Annotated in this window: 19 protein-coding genes; 10 read left to right on the top strand and 9 right to left on the bottom strand. The window is 64.5% G+C overall.

What is annotated here, in order from left to right:
- From H6B31_RS01475 to H6B31_RS01455, 5 genes are all read right to left on the bottom strand, one after another.
- A partial coding sequence (locus H6B31_RS01475; protein ID WP_204896873.1) for a stage III sporulation protein AE occupies positions 1-768 on the bottom strand: 768 nt, incomplete at its 3' end.
- Complete coding sequence (locus H6B31_RS01470) at positions 765-1157, bottom strand: SpoIIIAC/SpoIIIAD family protein (RefSeq protein WP_087288931.1); 393 nt, start codon at positions 1155-1157, stop codon at positions 765-767. The genes H6B31_RS01475 and H6B31_RS01470, both read right to left, overlap by 4 nt.
- Positions 1154-1348 (bottom strand): stage III sporulation protein AC, encoded by a 195-nt coding sequence (gene spoIIIAC / locus H6B31_RS01465; protein WP_087288933.1) that lies wholly within the window; start codon positions 1346-1348, stop codon positions 1154-1156. Before spoIIIAC ends, H6B31_RS01470 begins: the two co-directional genes overlap by 4 nt.
- 67 nt (positions 1349-1415) lie before the next feature.
- On the bottom strand, positions 1416-1925 hold the full coding sequence (gene spoIIIAB / locus H6B31_RS01460; protein ID WP_204896872.1) for a stage III sporulation protein AB: 510 nt from the start codon (positions 1923-1925) through the stop codon (positions 1416-1418).
- A complete protein-coding gene (locus tag H6B31_RS01455; protein ID WP_204896871.1) occupies positions 1922-2830 on the bottom strand; it encodes an AAA ATPase domain-containing protein in 909 nt (302 codons plus the stop codon). The genes spoIIIAB and H6B31_RS01455 overlap by 4 nt, the downstream gene beginning before the upstream one ends.
- 736 nt (positions 2831-3566) lie before the next feature.
- On the opposite strand from H6B31_RS01455, the gene H6B31_RS01450 reads away from it, so the two are divergent.
- The 5 genes from H6B31_RS01450 to H6B31_RS01430 all read left to right on the top strand — a co-directional run bounded on the left by H6B31_RS01450 (position 3567) and on the right by H6B31_RS01430 (position 7181).
- A complete protein-coding gene (locus H6B31_RS01450) occupies positions 3567-3920 on the top strand; it encodes a DUF3796 domain-containing protein (protein ID WP_204896870.1) in 354 nt (117 codons plus the stop codon).
- A complete protein-coding gene (locus tag H6B31_RS01445) occupies positions 3917-4117 on the top strand; it encodes a helix-turn-helix transcriptional regulator (RefSeq protein WP_087289100.1) in 201 nt (66 codons plus the stop codon). Before H6B31_RS01450 ends, H6B31_RS01445 begins: the two co-directional genes overlap by 4 nt.
- A 577-nt stretch (positions 4118-4694) precedes the next feature.
- Positions 4695-5057: a BlaI/MecI/CopY family transcriptional regulator gene (locus H6B31_RS01440; RefSeq protein ID WP_204896869.1), complete on the top strand. Its 363-nt coding sequence runs from the start codon at positions 4695-4697 to the stop codon at positions 5055-5057.
- Between the two features lie 11 nt (positions 5058-5068).
- Positions 5069-7009, top strand: a complete 1941-nt coding sequence (locus tag H6B31_RS01435) for a M56 family metallopeptidase (RefSeq protein ID WP_204896868.1) — start codon at positions 5069-5071, stop codon at positions 7007-7009.
- The gene (locus H6B31_RS01430) at positions 6999-7181 is read left to right on the top strand and encodes a hypothetical protein (RefSeq protein WP_204896867.1); all 183 of its coding nucleotides are present in this window, start codon (positions 6999-7001) and stop codon (positions 7179-7181) included. Before H6B31_RS01435 ends, H6B31_RS01430 begins: the two co-directional genes overlap by 11 nt.
- Positions 7182-7220: 39 nt before the next feature.
- Here H6B31_RS01430 and H6B31_RS01425 read toward each other — a convergent pair whose 3' ends face one another.
- On the bottom strand, positions 7221-8573 hold the full coding sequence (locus H6B31_RS01425; RefSeq protein ID WP_204896866.1) for a PepSY domain-containing protein: 1353 nt from the start codon (positions 8571-8573) through the stop codon (positions 7221-7223).
- Positions 8570-9148 carry an RNA polymerase sigma factor gene (locus tag H6B31_RS01420; RefSeq protein ID WP_204896865.1) on the bottom strand — a complete coding sequence of 193 codons (579 nt, stop codon included), beginning with the start codon at positions 9146-9148 and terminating at the stop codon, positions 8570-8572. The genes H6B31_RS01425 and H6B31_RS01420 overlap by 4 nt, the downstream gene beginning before the upstream one ends.
- A gap of 191 nt (positions 9149-9339) precedes the next feature.
- Here H6B31_RS01420 and gluQRS point away from each other — a divergent pair, with 191 nt between their 5' ends.
- The 4 genes from gluQRS (at position 9340) to H6B31_RS01400 (ending at position 14023) form a co-directional block, all read left to right on the top strand.
- Positions 9340-10260: a tRNA glutamyl-Q(34) synthetase GluQRS gene (gene gluQRS, locus H6B31_RS01415; protein WP_204896864.1), complete on the top strand. Its 921-nt coding sequence runs from the start codon at positions 9340-9342 to the stop codon at positions 10258-10260.
- Between the two features lie 207 nt (positions 10261-10467).
- Positions 10468-11874: an alanine/glycine:cation symporter family protein gene (locus tag H6B31_RS01410; protein ID WP_204896863.1), complete on the top strand. Its 1407-nt coding sequence runs from the start codon at positions 10468-10470 to the stop codon at positions 11872-11874.
- Positions 11875-12094: 220 nt separating this feature from the next.
- Positions 12095-13450 (top strand): MATE family efflux transporter, encoded by a 1356-nt coding sequence (locus H6B31_RS01405; protein ID WP_204896862.1) that lies wholly within the window; start codon positions 12095-12097, stop codon positions 13448-13450.
- 39 nt (positions 13451-13489) lie between these two features.
- On the top strand, positions 13490-14023 hold the full coding sequence (locus tag H6B31_RS01400; protein ID WP_204896861.1) for a VanZ family protein: 534 nt from the start codon (positions 13490-13492) through the stop codon (positions 14021-14023).
- Positions 14024-14099: 76 nt separating this feature from the next.
- Here H6B31_RS01400 and cdd read toward each other — a convergent pair whose 3' ends face one another.
- Together cdd and H6B31_RS01390 are read right to left on the bottom strand one after the other, a co-directional pair.
- Positions 14100-14495: a cytidine deaminase gene (gene cdd, locus H6B31_RS01395; RefSeq protein ID WP_204896860.1), complete on the bottom strand. Its 396-nt coding sequence runs from the start codon at positions 14493-14495 to the stop codon at positions 14100-14102.
- A gap of 89 nt (positions 14496-14584) precedes the next feature.
- Positions 14585-14761: a hypothetical protein gene (locus tag H6B31_RS01390; RefSeq protein WP_191342565.1), complete on the bottom strand. Its 177-nt coding sequence runs from the start codon at positions 14759-14761 to the stop codon at positions 14585-14587.
- Between the two features lie 243 nt (positions 14762-15004).
- Between H6B31_RS01390 and H6B31_RS01385 the strand changes: the two genes are divergently transcribed.
- Positions 15005-16285, top strand: coding sequence for a dihydroorotase (locus H6B31_RS01385; RefSeq protein WP_204896859.1), 1281 nt, complete (start codon positions 15005-15007; stop codon positions 16283-16285).
- Positions 16286-16300: the final 15 nt, after the last annotated feature.

The following is a 16300-nucleotide window of genomic DNA, read 5'->3' as shown; positions in this document are numbered from 1 at the left end:
AGATGTGTATAAGAGACAGGCCCGGGAGATGGCCAGCTTGGCCGCCTTTACCGCCGCCGCGTCCGCCGATCCGGCGATGGCCCCGCTGGCCGTTAAGTACCCCACGAACACCAGAAGCCCCCCGGTGAGCAGGAAGGTGATGGCCCCCTTGATGAGGGCGGAGAGCTTCTTCAGCCCCTCGTTGCCCAGGGCGGCCTGGGCGCAGCAGGCGGCTACATAGGCATATAGCAGGGGGACCAGCAGCCGGTCAATGGCGGTGATGAGCAGGTCGGAGAAGAGCACCGTCACCCCCTGCCGCACCGCCGCCCCGGTGACGCCGCCGGTGGCGGCGGTGAGGGTTGCCATGGCGGGCAGGAGGAGGCCGGCAAAGGCGTCCATCTGCTGGATCGTCTCCCGGCCCAGGCCGATCATGGCGTTCATGTCGCTCACCGTCAGGGCGGTCACCGCCAGGGCCCCCGCCACCTCCACCGCTTTCAGGCCGCCCGCCTTCCCGTCCAGCGCGGCGCTCTCCGCCAGACCGCACAGCAGGACCACCGCCAGCAGCTTCAGCCCGGTCTGGAGGCTGTGCTGGAGCAGGCTCCCCGCCTGGTCCAGCCCCGTCTCCAAAATGCTCTGGACCCCCTGGCCCAGGTCGTCGGTCTCCGTCACCCCATAGCCCTCCGCCTCCTGGAGGAGCTCGTCCACCTGGGGGAAGGACAGCTCCGCCCCCAGGGCGGGCAGGACCAGGAAGGGGAGCAGCACCATCAGCACACAGATCATCCGTCTCATACCAGCATCTCCGCCATCAGCTCCATGACCCCCCGCACCAGAGGCAGGGCGGCCGCCAGGGCCAGCACCGTCCCCGCGATCTCCACGGCGGAGGCCAGCCCGCCCTCCCCCGCTGAGCGGCACACCTCGCCGGTGAGCTTGGTGAGGATGGACAGCACCACCGTCTTGAACACCGGCTCCACCACCGTCCGGTCCAGGCCGGCCAGCTGGGCCAGCTCCTCCATAAGGGCGGCCACCGACGTGAGGCCCTCCGCCGCGCTCAGCAGCACCCAGACCCCCGCCGCCAGCACCAGCACCAGGGCGATCTCCGGGGTTCCCCGCCGCACCACGGCGGCGCACAGGGCGGCCGTCACCGCCACCGCTGCCGCCTGGGTCATCAGCTCCGTCATAGGCCGAACAGGTTTTTCACCAGGTCGAACAGGTCGGCGATCTCCTGCACCACCATCATCAGCACCACCACCAGCCCCGCCAGCGTGGTCATCATGGCCTGCTCGTCCCGGCCCGCCCGGATCAACACCTGGTTGAGCACCGCCACCAGGATGCCGATGGCCGCAATGCGGAAAATCAGGTCTACCTCCATGTGTCCATCCCTCTTTCGTGGCGTCCGCCTCGGGATGGCCTCCCGCCGCAGACAGTATTGTACTCCCTCAAAGGAGCAAAATGACCAGAAACGCGCCGCCGCTCAGCCCCAGGGCCTGGTACACCCGGCCCATGCGCAACTTCTCGCCCTCCGCCCGCTCCCGCTCCCGGTCCAGGGCGGCGCGGGCCTGGGCGATGGCCTCCCGCTGGCCCTGGGCCTCGTACCGGCCCAGCACCTCCCCCAGGGGTAGCAGAGCGGCCCGGCCCTCCGGGGTGAGACCCTCCAGCTCGGTCACCAGCCGCCGCCATGCATCGGGGAAGGGCTCCCGGTCCAGTTGGCCGCAGGCGGCGGCGCACTGGGCAAACAGGGTGCTGGCCGGCTCCCCTGTCCGGAGAGATAACTCCTCCAGCACCTGGGGCAGGGGGCTGCCCCGCTCCCACAGCTCCCGCTCCAGCAGCTCCAGACCAATGGACAGCTGCTCCAGCCGCCGCACCTTCCGCCCCAGCTCCGCCGCCGCCGTCAGACCCAGCCAGGCGGCCCCGAAGGCCACCAGCACCGCCCCCATCAGACGCATCATGCCAATCCCTCCACTTCATACCGCCGCGCGCCCTGCTGGGGGCGGATGTACACCAGATGCCGGAACACTCGGGCCGCCATCAGCTCCCGGTAGAGGGGGCGGCGGGTCAAGTCCTCCCGGTCCCGGCCGTGGGCGGTGGCCAGCAGGGCGGTTCCGCACCCCGCCGCCGTCACCAGGGCCCGGACGTCCTCCGGGGCGGTGATCTCGTCCGCCGCCAGAATCTGGGGGTTCATGGCCCGCAGGAGCATCATCAGCCCCTGGGCCTTGGGGCAGCCCTCCAGCACGTCGGTGCGCCTCCCCACTGCCAGCTGGGGGCGGCCGTTCCACAGGGCGGCAATCTCCCCCCGCTCGTCGGCCACCCCCACCCGCTGGGGGGGCATGTGCACCCCGTCGGAGGCCATGCGGATCAAGTCCCGCAGGAGGGTGGTCTTGCCCGCCCCGGGAGGGGCCAGGATGAGGGTGCTCTCCAGACAGCCGTCCGTGCCCGTCAGCTTGTCCCACACCGGCTCCGCCGCCCCCAGGCCCTGGCGGGCCACCCGCACGGAGGCGGAGGACAGGTTCCGCAGGTTGAAGATCTCCCCGCCCCGGAGGACGGCGGTGCCGCACAGCCCCACCCGGTGGCCCCCCTCCACGGTCAGATACCCCCGGCGCAGCTGGTCCAGCACCGTGTGGACCGAGGCCCGGCTGGCCAGCTCCAGCAGCTGCTCCAGGTCCCGGCCTGTCACCGACTCCCGGCCCAGGGTCCGCTCCCCCTCCGGAAGGACCACCGTCAGAGGCTGTCCGCACCGGAGCCGCAGCTCCTCCGCCCGCCCCCGGTCCGCAGGGGGGAGGCTCAGCGCCTCCTGCCGCAGGCGGATGGGGAGCACCCGGGCGGACTGTTCATATGCCTGTTGATTGTGTTCCATATTCCTCACCGGCCTTTGCTCTATCCTATGTGGACAGGCCGGGGGATATGACTGGGGGTGGTTTCTTCTTTGCCAAGGGATTTCGCCGCCGGGGACGGCTCCGGATGAGCACTTCGTGCTCATAGTCGCCTTTCCCCGGACCCCATTACGGGGGTTACCCCTTGGGGCGGGCAGAGCATTTCCGGCGCGCAAAATCTGAGTGGCGTTCTAAATTCCCGCCAGGCCACTGGGCCCTGGATATGTGGAAAATTGGGGCCGGTGCGGTTCCACTTCCGCGCCTGGCTCTGCCGAACCAACGCTCCCGGTCCGCTTTCCGCCGTAGGGGCGGGTCCGTGACCCGCCCGCAAGCCTTCCTCTGGGGGAAGGTGCCGAGCGAAGCGAGGCGGATGAGGTCCGTAGGGTCGGCCCCATGTGGCCGCCCGTCCTTGGGCCGTGACACCTGTAGGGCGCGGCCTCCTGGACGCGCTGCCCCCGCACACGAGCGAGCGACCGCGAAGGCCGCCCCTACAAAAGGGAGGCTGGCAGGGAATAGTCCCCAGAGCCGGCGGCCATGCGCGGACCGCCCGCACTGTTTTTGAGGAACAAAAATGTGTGATATTTTTCGCACAAAGTCCTTGACAGCTCTTCAGTAATGTGATATATTTCACTCATAAGATGTTAGAAATTTCTCACATTCAATTTGGCCGCCCCGATCCGGAGGCGGGACGGCACAGACGCTTGGAAAGGAGTTTTTGCCATGAAACACCCCTTTAACTACCTGGGACTACTGTCCCTGCCCGCCCTGGCGGCCCTGCTGTACTTCCCCACCGGAAAGATCGACTTCATCGGTTTTCTGGGTTTCCTGGCCTTTTTCCGGTATTTCTGGGTGAATCCCGACGAGCTGTTCCTGCACACCCTGCGCCGGTCGGCTACCGCCGCCTATCTCGTTCAGTGCGTCACCCTGGCCCCCTTCATGTTGGTGTTTTTTGCCCTGGATCCCCAGAGCAACCCGGTGGGGCCCGCCCTGGCCGCCAGCTTCGCCGTGGCCCTGGTGTTCTTCTGCCTGCACCACAGCTGGCTGGAGTGGAAGGAGATGAAGGAGAGCGCATGAGTCTGACCACAAAGATCCGGGAGTACCGGGCGCGGGATAAACTGAGCCAGGAGGAGCTGGCCCAAAAGGTGGGGGTCCGGCGGGAGACCATCGGAAACCTGGAGAACGGGAAGTATAACCCCTCCCTGAAGCTGGCCATGGACATCGCCAAGGTGTTTGGATGCACCGTGGAGGAGCTGTTTTTCTTTGAGGATTGATGTGGGCTTGCCGCCCTGCAGGGAATCGCCCTGCGGGGCGGCGGCTTTCTTTTTTGGGCGCTTCGCGGCCCGCCTTTTCAAGCCTGCTCCTACCGTGAAAGGCGTTCGGGCGGCCGCAAGGGCCGCCCCTACAGCGGAAAACGGAACCAGAGCGTTGGTTCGGCAAACTCAGGCGCGAAACTGGAACCGCACCAGAAGCAAATTTTGCAAACCCAGGCCCCCAGTGGGGCCGGAAGAACCCGCACCCAAGCACTCCTGGTTTTACGCGCCGGAAATTTTTTGCCTGGCCTAAGGGATAACCCTCGTAATAGGGGACCGGGGGTAAGGCGAATATGAGCGCGGAGCGCTCATCCTGAGCCGTCCCCGGCGATCCTCAAGGTGAATTGCCCCGAAGGGGCAAGAGAAGGTGGCCTGGGCCATTGGTGACTTTCCCATCGTTGGGAAAGTCACTCGCCCCGCAGGGCGAAATCCCTCTAAAAAATTTTGTCAAGACTATCAGAATAGTCTTGACAAGCGCAGACTATTGTGATAGTCTCTACATACAGACTACTGCAGTCGTCTAAAGGAGGAACAACACATGGAGCTGAAGCTATTCGATTCCGAACGCAAGGTGATGGAGGTGCTGTGGGACGCGGCCCAGGACCTGCCTGCCCGGGAGGTCGCCCGGAGGCTGGAGCAGTCGGTGGGCTGGAACAAGAACACCACCTACACCGTCATCAAGAAGTGCGTGGAGAAGGAGGCCATTGAGCGCCGGGAGCCCAACTTCCAGTGCCACCCCCTGGTGAGCCGGGAGCAGGTGCGGGAGCAGGAGGCGGTGGACCTGGTGGACAAGCTCTTTGACGGCTCGGCCAGCCTGCTGTTTGCCTCACTGGTCCACGGAAAGGCCCTGTCCCGGGAGGAGATCGACCAGCTGAAAAAACTGGTGGACGATTTGAAGTGAGGTGAACAAGGGTGAACCTGTTGGAGCTGACCATCCAGGGGGGCGTGCTCATTGGAGCCATCCTGCTGCTGCGGCTGCTGGGCCGCTACCGTCTGCCGGGCTGGACCTTCCGCATTCTGTGGGGAGTCGCCCTGGCCCGTCTGCTCATCCCCGTGGCTCTGCCCTTCCCCTGGAACGTATACGCCGGACTGGAGCGCCTGGCGGGCTTTGGACAAACTGCCCAGACGGTCCCCAGCGTCCAGACGCCGGCGGAAATCCCCGCCCCCTCCCAGGGAGGGGTTATCCCGGAAGTTCCCGCCCTTCCCATGGAGCCGGGCCAGATCCCGGTCCCGGAGGCAGCTCCGGCGGCCGTGGAGATCCCCTGGCTGACCATCCTCTATTTGGCGGGGGCGGCGGCCCTGGCTCTGCTCTTTCTGGCCTCCTACTGGAGGGGCGTCCGGGTGTTCCGCACGGCCCTCCCCCTGACCCATCCGGCGGTGAACCAGTGGCGCAGGAAGATCCCCGCCCTGCGGGGGGTGCCCATCCGCCGGTGCGACCGCATCCGCACCCCGCTGACCTACGGCCTGGTCCGGCCGGTGATCCTGCTGCCCAAGGGGGTGGACTGTGATGACACCCAGGAGCTGGGGTATATCCTCCTCCACGAGGGGGCCCACATCCGGCACCGGGATGCCTGGTGGAAGCTGCTGTTCGCCGCCGCCCTGTGCGTCCACTGGTTCAACCCTCTGGTGTGGTGCATGTATGTGTGCGCCGGCCGAGACCTGGAGCGGTGCTGTGACGAAGCCGTCGTCCGCGCCTGCGGCCTGGAGGCCCGCTCCGCCTACGCTCTCACCCTTTTAAAGTGGGAGGAGAGGCGCAGCGGCCTGCTGCCTCTGTGCAGTCCCTTCAGCAACAAAATTATGAAAGAGAGGGTGATTTCCATTATGAAGCTGAAAAAACAGTCGGCGGCCGCCATCGCTCTGGCCCTGGTGCTGGTGACCGGCACCACTGTGGCCTTTGCAACCAGCCCCGCCCCGGAAATGACGGGAAAAGCTTCCGTTTCCCAGGAAACCCAGAACCAGACGCCGGACACGGCCTCCCCGGACGCCGCAAAGCCCAACACTATCATCGCCGCGGCGGGGGTGAAGCCGGAGCTGGACAGCCCGAAGACGGCGGTAAACGCCCCCGCCCCAATCCAGATTGATGAGGCAACAGAGACAGTATCCAAAGCCGAGAAGCCACAGGAGAGCGGGGAAACCCAAGTACCAGAGGTTCAGAAATCGGAGGCCCAGTTCTCTGCCCAGGAGGAATACTTTACCTCCCGCTGGAACATCCCTGAGGGAGAACTGCCCCAGTGGTATGAGTTCCCCATCGCCAATCTGGAGGAAGGGGAAGCCCTGGCCGCCTATTTGCAGCAGACCAAGGGCCTGAAGGAGGGGGATGTACAGTACAACACCCGCTTCAGCGACGGTCAAATGACCTTGGAGATCTCTTACGCCCAGACCAGGAAAGAGGCCCAATTCCTAGTGGACTGTCCTAACGGTGAGTACCCCAAAAACAGCAAGGGGGAAACTTATGGCAGTCGTGTTTATCGAGAATACGTCGGCCACTTGCCTGACCTGATCGCGGCCGTTGCAACAGACACGGGAGCAAGCGGTTATGTAGAGAGCAACTTTATGAACGGTTATCTTGGTTATCCCTATGTGATCAACGGAGTACCGGATGATATAGATAAGTATATGGAGTGGCGGAAAAATCAGCCTGCCGAATTGAAATTTCCCGTTTATGATGCCGAACATGAGCAAATTTTGGGTTACTTCTATCAGACCAACGAGGATTCCTACGAGTACGTCCACACCCCGGAGGAGATCGAGGAGGAGGTTCAGATGGTCACCGACATGATGACCAAAAACGGTTTCTCCCAGCAGGAGATCGACGAGTATATCCAGCAGCTCCGGGAGCGCTATGCCCAGTGAATCGCCCCAGGGTCCGAATACAGACCGTATTCTGACCGCCTGGATCAACCATTCGGAGCAAGTGATCTCCTTCCACCCGGTGCCGGGGTTCCTGCGGTTCCGCACCCGGGACGCCGACGGGTTCTGGGCAAAGATCCGCGCCCTGGTGGAGGAGGGCTACCGCCTGCAATAGCAAAAAAAGCACCCCGACAGGGGTGCTTTTTGCCGTTTTTTAGTTGTCCCGCTCGTAGTCCAGAATGGTGCCGTCGGCGGCGCTGATGGTGTACTCGTACTCCCAGCCACCGGTCTTGAATTCGATCTCGTACTCCAAACGGCCGTCGTCATACTTCCGCTTTACCTCCAGGTCATAGACCTGATCCTGGGAGACCTCGGCGTGGTTCAGGGCGGCGGCCAGGGCGGCCTCTCTGCCGATGTCTGCGGCAGTGCCGCCGGCCCCGGACTGGGCCGTCTGGCTCCCCGAGCCGGAGGAAACATTCCCTGAGGCCCCGCCGCTCCCCGCGCTGGAGCTGGTCTGGGTCCGTCCCCCCTCCTGGGAGGACTTCACCACCGCCCCGGTGCTGGCGTCAATGTCGTACTCATACTCCGCCCCGTTGGCGTAGAACTCCAGCTCATACACCATGCGGCCGTCCTCATAGTCGAAGTCCACCTCGCCCATGGTCACCTGGGCCGCGTCCAGCCCCGCGTGGGCGAAGGCGGCGCTCTTGGCGGCCTCCACGCCAATGTAGGCGCTGTCGCTGGCCTGGCCGGAGGACTGGATGGCGGGAGCGGTCTCCGCCGTCCCGCTCCCCGGGGTGCCGCCCCCGGTGGACGGCTCCGCCGGCGCAGAGGTCAGGGAGGTGTACAGCAGATTCAGGTCGTTGATGGACAGCCCCACCAGCTCCTCGAAGGTGTGCAGGCTGTTCCCGGTGTCCACGATGGTCTGGATGAGGGCGGCCTTGCCGGTGGTGATGCCATAGGCGTCGGAGAGCTCCTGGAGCTGCTGGCTGTTTTGGATGGTCTGGGACAGGATGGCCCCGTTCACCGAGGTGTTGGCCAGAATGGCGTCCGCCTGGTCGGTGAGCTCCTGCTGGAGCCGGGCCCCCCGGCCGGCGTCGTCGTCCTCCACGGTGATCAAAATGGAGTTGGCCAGCTCGTCCACATAGCCCTGGGTGAGCAGAGCCCCCACGATGGCGTTCATGGCCACGTCCAGCTGGACCCCCGTCAGGTCCATTCCGGCCAGGATGTCCCCCCCGTCCTCGTTCACCGGGACGGCGGAGAGCACTTTTTCCTTGGAGTTTACATTCAGGGTGACGCTGGGGTTCACGTCCAGGGAGACCACCGAGGCCACCGTGTTATTTTGCAGGTACCAGCCCCCTCCGCCCGCCGCCACAACCAGGGCCAGACAGGCGGCCGCCGCCAGCGGGGCCCAGCGGCGCTTCTTCTTCCGGGCGGCCGCCTCAAAGGGGATGGGGGCCTGTTCTGTCCGCGTCTTTGGGGAGATGCGGTCCAGCACCCCCTGAAAATCGTCGGGGGCGGCGTGCTCCAGTGCGGTGCGCAGTTTCTGTTCCAGTTCCTGATCCGTCATCGGGCGTCGCCTCCTTCCAGTTTCTGTTTCAGCTTTGACAGGGCGCGGCGATATTTGGACAGCACCGTGGACAGGGGCAGCTCCAAGAGCTGGGCGATCTCCCGGTGCTTGAGCCCCGCCGTCACATGGAGCATGATGATCTGCCGCTCCTCGTCGGACAGGGTGGACAGGGCCGCCGCCAGGACGGTGCGGTCCTCGGTGGTCACGTCGTGGGAGTCGATGGCGAAGGACTCCCAGTCCTCCGGGGGCAGGTCCTGGGTGCGGGCGCGCTCCCGCAGCTTCATCAGGGCCAGATTCCGGGCGATGGCCAGCAGCCAGGCCATGGGCGTCCCCTGGGGGCGGTACTGCTCCGCCTTCTCCCAGGCCCGGACAAAGGTGTCCTGGGTCACGTCCTCGGCGTCGTGGCCGTGGCGGAGGATGGACAGGGCCAGGCCGTACACCGCCGTCCTGGTGCGGCGGTACAGCTGTCCCAGGGCCTCCTGGTCCCCGGCGGCCAGCCCCGCCATCAGGGGCTCCAGCTCCTCCCCCCGGATGGCTCCGTATTCCATTTGCAGCGCGGCAAGCACAGTCCACATGGCTTCGTTACTCCTGTCATCTGTATAATGCAGCAAAAGGGCCTTTTATTGCATCCACAGAAAAAATATTTTTGGCGGCGCCTTTTTCTCTCCTCTATTATAGGAGCTTGCGTCCCATTTGCCAAGGGGGTCCTTGCGCCGGACGGGCAGGTGTGGTATGGTAGAGGCGAACAAGCAAAGGAGCTGAGACCATGGAGAAGAAACCGGCGGTGTGCGGCCGCTTTGCCCCCAGCCCCAGCGGGCGGATGCACCTGGGCAACCTGTGGTCCTGTCTGCTGGCCTGGCTGGCTGTCCGGAGCCAGGGGGGGCGGATGGTCCTCCGGCTGGAGGACCTGGACCCGGACCGGTGCACCCAGGACTGGTGCGACCAGGTGATGCGGGACCTGGAGTGGCTGGGACTCGACTGGGACAATGAGCCGGTGTATCAGAGCCGCCGCACTGACATCTACCGCGCCGCCTTCACTCAGTTAGAGGAGCGGGGCCTCATCTACCCCTGCTACTGCACCCGGGCGGAGCGCCTGGCCGCCTCCGCCCCCCACCGCTCCGACGGGGTGGTGATCTACGACGGCCGGTGCCGCCGCCTCTCCCCCCAGGAGCGCTCTGAGCTCTCCCGCACCCGCCGGCCCGCCTGGCGGGTAGAGGTGCCGGAGGAGACCGTCTCTTTCGCGGACCGCATCCAGGGGCCCTTCTCCCAGAATCTGGCCCGGGAGTGCGGGGACTTCATCCTCCGCCGGTCGGACGGGGTGTACGCCTACCAGCTGGCGGTGGTGGTGGACGACGCCGCCATGGGGGTCACCCAGGTGGTGCGGGGGAGCGACCTGCTGGACTCCACCCCGAGGCAGCTCTGGCTCCAGGAGGAGCTTGGGCTCCCCCACCCGGAGTACGGCCATGTGCCCCTCCTTCTGGCCCCCGACGGGCGGCGGCTGGCCAAGCGGGACCGGGACCAGGAGCTGGGGGAGCTCCAGTCCAGATACACCGCACCGGATCTGGTGGGCCGGCTGGCCCATCTGGCGGGGCTCATCCCGGAGCCCGCCCCCGTCACCCCGGCGGAGCTGGTTCCCCTGTTTTCCTGGGAAAAGCTCCCCAAAGAGGACAGGACCGCACCCAGGTAGCCCCGCTTTTCGTCATCTTTCACAAATCGTCGGAAACCAACAAAAAGCACTGGAAAAAGGCCGCGCCTTTCGGTATAATGAAGCGCACCCAAAGCCCCGCGTCCCGCACAACGGTCCGCAGGGCTTTCTTTCGCCCGGGGCATTCTTGTCTCCCGCGGGGCGGCATGTGTAGAGAGAGGAAAACAAAAGAAAGGGAGCGAATCAGACATGCTAAACGACATCGTTCTAGCAATCAGCAATTTCATGTACACCTACCTGCTCATTATCATTCTGCTGGCCGGAGGATTTTACTTCACCTTCCGCACCCGCTTCATCCAGTTCCGGATGTTCCGGGAGTCCCTGCGGGTGGTGACAGAGCGCCCTGACCGGGCCGGTTCTGTCTCCTCCTTCCAGGCCCTGATGGTGTCCACCGCCTCCCGCGTGGGAACCGGCAACATCATCGGCGTGTCCGTGGCCATCTGCATCGGCGGCTACGGGGCCGTGTTCTGGATGTGGCTCATTGCCATCATCGGCGGCGCCACCGCCTTCATCGAGTCCACCCTGGCCCAGATCTACAAGCGCCGCAACACGGAGACCGGCGAGAGCTACGGCGGCCCCGCCTACTATATTGAGGCCGCCCTCCACAGCCGCCCCCTGGCCATGCTCTTTGCCCTGAGCCTCATCGCCACCTACGCCGGCGGCTTCAACATGCTGTGCTCCTTCAACCTCCAGTCCACCTTCTCCGGCTACAGCTTCTACAACGAGGGCGTCACCCCCTGGATCATCGGCGGCATCGCCGCCCTGCTCACCGCCTTCTGCGTCATGGGCGGCGGCAAGCGGATCATCGCCGTGGCCTCCACCCTGGTGCCCTTCATGGGCGGCCTGTATGTGCTGGTGGCGCTGATTGTCATTGTGATGAACCTGGAGCTGGTGCCCACGGTCTTTGCCCGCATCTTCCAGGGCGCCTTCGATTTCCAGGCGATCTTTGCCGGCTTTACCGGCTCCGCCCTGATGCAGGGCATCAAGCGCGGCCTGTTCTCCAATGAGGCGGGCGTGGGCTCCGCCCCCAACGCCGCCGCCTCCGCCAACGTGAGCCACCCGGTGAAGCAGGGCCTGGTGCAGATGCTGTCCGTCTTCCTGGACACCCTGCTCATCTGCTCCGCCACCGCTCTGATGCTCCTGTGCTCCGGCGTGGAGCCCACCGAAGCCGCCCAGGGCGCCCCCTATGTGCAGTCGGCTCTGTCCGCTGTGTTCGGCAGCGTGGGCCCCATCTTTATCACGGTGGCCATGGTTCTCTTCGCCTTCACCACCCTCATCGGCAACCTGTACTATGTGGATAACGCCCTGGCCTATCTGATGAAGAAGGTCCCCTCCAAGCAGTTTATGGTGGTGTTCCGCATCGTGGCCGTGCTGCTGATCTTTGTGGGCGCCGGCCTGAGCATCGATCTGGTGTGGAACCTGGCCGATGTGCTGATGGGCGTCATGGTGATGATCAACATCCCGGTGATCTTCATTCTCTCCCGCCCGGCGCTCGCCGCCCTGAAGGACTATGCAGCCCAGCGGAAGATGGGCCGCAACCCCGTGTTCAAGGCCGCGAGCATCGATCTGAAGGAGAAGACCGACTACTGGAACTAAACAGTTCAAAAGCAGACGAAGCGGCTCCCAGCCCATGGCCGGGGGCCGCTCTTTTGCGGAGCGGACGCTCCACGCCCGTCTGTCCTGCGGTTCTGCTCTTGCGGAAGACCGCCCGGTCTGCTATGATGCAAGGTGAGAATGGAGGGATTGTGATGCCTGCCTTCGTAATAGCGTGCACCGACCTGCGGTACGTCAGGACATTTGAGGGGAGGGGAGCGCCATGAGCGGCACACGGGACCAGGGAAACATCCTGGGGACCATGCCGGTGGACCGGCTGGTGCTCACCATGTCCGCTCCCATCATGGTCTCCATGCTGGTGAGCGCCGTCTATAACCTGGTGGACAGCATCTATGTGGCCCAGGTGAGCGACCTGGACTTCCTGGCCCTCAGCTACGCCTACCCGGTGCAGCTGATGATGGTGGCCTTCTGCACCGGCGTCGGGGTGGGCTTCAACGCCACCTTCGCCCAGCGCCTGGGGGAGGGGAAGGGGGAGGAGGCCAACCGGGTGGCCTGTCACGGATTTTTGTTCTATACCCTGTGTTGGCTGCTGTTCCTGGCCTTTGCTCTGTTTGGAGCCCCCCTGTTTTTCCGACTGTCCACCGGCGACCCGGTGGTGGCCCGGGCGGGAGTCCAGTACCTCACCATCTGCTGCGGGGCGTCCATCGGCATGTGCATGCAGTTTTTGACCGAGCGGCTGCTCCAGACCACCGGGCACCCCGCGGGCTTTATGATCGTCCAGGGCTCCGGGGCGGTGTTGAACATCGTCCTGGACCCGGTGTTCATCTTCGGCCTGGACATGGGGGTGGCCGGAGCGGCGGTGGCCACGGTGATCGGGCAGATCTCCGGGGCCTGCATCGGCTTTTTCCTGCTGTGGCGCATCCGCCGGGAGTTCTCCGTCTCCTTCCGGGGCTTCCGGCCCAGCGGAGCCCTCTCGGGGGAGATGCTGCGCATCGCCGCCCCCGCCGTGGTCATGCAGTCCCTGTCCAGCTTTATGTCCCTGGGGCTCAATCAGCTGCTCACCCTGTGGTCCCAGACGGGGGTGTTCGTGCTGGGGGTCTACTTCAAGATACAGACCTTCGTGTTTATGCCCATCTTCGGGGTGAGCAACGGCCTCATTCCCATCCTCAGCTACAACTACGGGGCCAGATCCCCCGGGCGGATCACCCGGTCCATCCGGTTCAGCCTGGCTCTGGCGGTGGGTATCGGACTGGGGGGTGCGGTTCTGCTGTGTCTGGCCGCCTCGCCCCTGCTGCGGTACTGCTTCCAGGCGGGAGCGCAGGCGGCGGCCATGGGGGTCCCCGCCCTGAGGATGACCGCCCTGGCCTTTCCCATCGCGGCGGTGAGCATCATCCTCTCCGCCTCCTTCCAGTCTCTGGGGCGCAGCACCCTCTCCCTGCTGGTGTCCCTGCTGCGGCAGATCGTCCTGCTGCTGCCCATTGCCGCTCTGTTTCTGTATGTTGTCCCCGGTCAGGTCTGGCTGTCCTTCCTGTGTGCCGAGGTCCTCTCCTGCCTGGCCGCCGCGGCCCTCTACCGGAGGACCATCCGGCCCAAGATCCGCGCCCTGGCACACCAATAGTTCTGTATCTATGTTCAGCGAGGTATTTCTGTGGAGTATATGATTGATTTTGCCGTTTTGGCGCTGGTATATGGATTGGTCTTTTTTAGGACGTGGAGAGACAGGGGAGCCGACGTGCTGCTGGTCAATACGCTGCTGTACGGATACCTGGTCTTGGTGCTCTATGTCACCTTGATGCCGGTCATTGCATCCCTGCCCTTTATCTTCCAGCACTCCTATGTGCCGATGAATCTGGTGCCCTTTCTCGATGTTTTGGAGGGACGGGGGGATTTTGCGAGGCAGGTCGTTCTGAATGTGATCATGACCCTGCCCTTCGGCTTCCTATTCCCGCTGACCGGAAACAGGCGGGGCGGATTTCTCCGAACTATGTGGTTCTGTTTTTTGATGAGTCTTGGCATTGAACTGCTGCAGCCGCTGATCCATGATTACCGGTCCTCCGATCTCACGGACGTCATCACCAACACAGCGGGAGGCGTGCTGGGGTATGGGTGCTATGCGGCGTTCCGGCCGGTTACATACCGCCTCCTGGCATGTCTGCGCGGGAGAACCGTGAACATCAGGCCGGGCGTATGAGGCCTTGGAAAACAAAAAGAGCCTGTCGCACATGTCCTGTGCGGCAGGCTCTGGCTCTGCCAGCGGAGATAGGGAGTCACTCCAGTGATTTGGGACCGAAGCCGCAGGGCAGCAGCTCCGAGAGGAGAGCCTCCTGAAATGTTCCGTCCCACCGGGCGGCCAGCACCCGCAGGTCTGGGGCGAACTCATAGAGCATCTGGCGGCAGCTTCCGCAGGGCCAGCAGTAGTCCTGTCCCCGGCCCGCGATGGCAAGGGTGGTCCAGTCGTCCCGGTGTCCCTCGCTGACGGCTTTCAGCAGGGCGGTGCGCTCGGCGCAGATGGCGGAGCCGAAGGCGGCGTTTTCCACATTGCAGCCGGTGAACACCGTCCCGTCCTCACACAGCAGCGCCGCCCCCACGGGGAATTTGGAGTAGGGCGCATAGGAAAATTGGTGCATGGCAAAGGCTCGCTCCACCAGCTCCTGGTCGGTCATGGGGCATCCCTCCTTGAGATGGTCTGTCCCCATTATAGACCGCGGATAAGTACCGCGCAAGGGAAGGCTTTTCCCCTGCGCGGATGGGGTCACATGCCCATGGCGTCGGTGAGGGTCTCCACCGCCTCGCTCACATGCTTGGCCGCCTTGCGGGCGGCCCGCTTCACCCGCCGCTGGGAAGGAGCCATGGTCATGCCCAGGGCTGCGCCCGCCGCCGCTCCGGCGGTCAGGCCCAGCATAAATGTGCCAAAACCGTGTCCGTTCATTCCGCGTCTCCTCCTTTTCCGCCGCCCCGCCGGCTTCCGGCGAAAGAGAAATGCGGGAGATCTCACGTCGAAAGCGGGCGCGGCCGGCCTGTGCTTATTCTTTCCCGAAGCGGGGAAAAATCCGTTGCTAAATCCTGTTGCTTCCGCTATAATTTAACGTAGTGCCCTTTGCGCATTTTTTACACATTTGACTACCTTGATTTTACGTTCCAGCCGAGGGCTGGATGACGGAGGAACAAAACCATGAGTCTTTTGATTCAAAACGGCCGGGTGGTGGACCCGGTGAGCGGCACCGTCTCCATTCTGGACCTGTATGTGGAAAACGGCCGGGTGCTCCAGCTGGAGCGGGACATCCGGGCGGAGGCCGATCAGGTCATTGACGCCACCGGAATGGTAGTGTGTCCCGGACTGGTGGATATGCATGTCCATCTCCGGGACCCGGGGCTGACCTATAAAGAGGATATTTTTACCGGAACCGCTGCCGCCGCCCGGGGGGGCGTCACCGCCGTGGCCTGCATGGCAAACACCAAGCCCACAGTGGACACCCCGGAGCAGATCCAGTATATTCGGGAGAAGGCCGCCCAGGCCTGCGGCGTCCATGTGTACCCCATCGGGGCGGTGTCTGTGGGCCTTCAGGGGGGCGAGCTCACCGACGCCGACGCCCTGAAAAAGGCGGGGGCCATCGCCCTGTCTGACGACGGGTGCAATGTGGACAACGCCAATCTGATGCGGGACGCCCTCATCCACGCCAAGCGGCTGGAGCTCCCCGTCCTGTGCCACTGCGAGGACACCTCCATGGTGGCCAACCGGGCGGTGAACGAGGGCAGCGTCTCCCGCCAGCTGTGGATGGAGGGCCGCCCCGCCATCGCCGAGGAGATCATGGTCATGCGGGACGCCATGCTGGCCGAGGAGACCGGGGCCCATGTGCACATCTGTCATATATCCACCGCCAAGGCGGTGGATATCGTGCGCCGGATGAAGAAGCGGGGGATCGCCCTCACCTGTGAGACCTGCCCCCAATACTTCACCCTCACCGAGGACGAGGTGCTCACCCAGGGCTCTATGGCCCGGGTGAACCCGCCCCTGCGCACCGCCAAGGACATCAAGGGCATCATCGCCGGGCTGAAGGACGGCACCATTGACGCCATTGCCACCGATCACGCCCCCCACTCCGCCGAAGAGAAGGCCCGCCCCCTGGCCAAGGCCCCCAGCGGCATGATCGGCCTGGAGACCTCCCTGGCCATCACCCTCACCGAGCTGTACCACACCGGGAGGATGAAGCTGCCCGACCTGATCCGGCGGATGACCTACAACCCCGCCTCCATCCTCCGCCTGCCCACCAAGGGGCGGCTGAGCCTGGGCAGCGACGCGGACATCACCATCTTCGACCCCGAGGAGGAGTGGACCATCGACCCGGAGCAGTTCGCCTCCAAGGCCCGGAACACCCCCTTCGCCGGCCGGAAGGTGAAGGGCCGCGTGAAGTATACCATCGTAGGCGGGAACATCATCTACCAGGAGCGCTGATTTCATCTTGAAATC

Source organism: Pseudoflavonifractor capillosus (assembly GCF_016899775.1).
In the GTDB taxonomy this organism is placed as follows: Bacteria; Bacillota; Clostridia; order Oscillospirales; family Oscillospiraceae; genus Lawsonibacter.
This window is presented reverse-complemented; position numbering and strand designations above follow the sequence as displayed.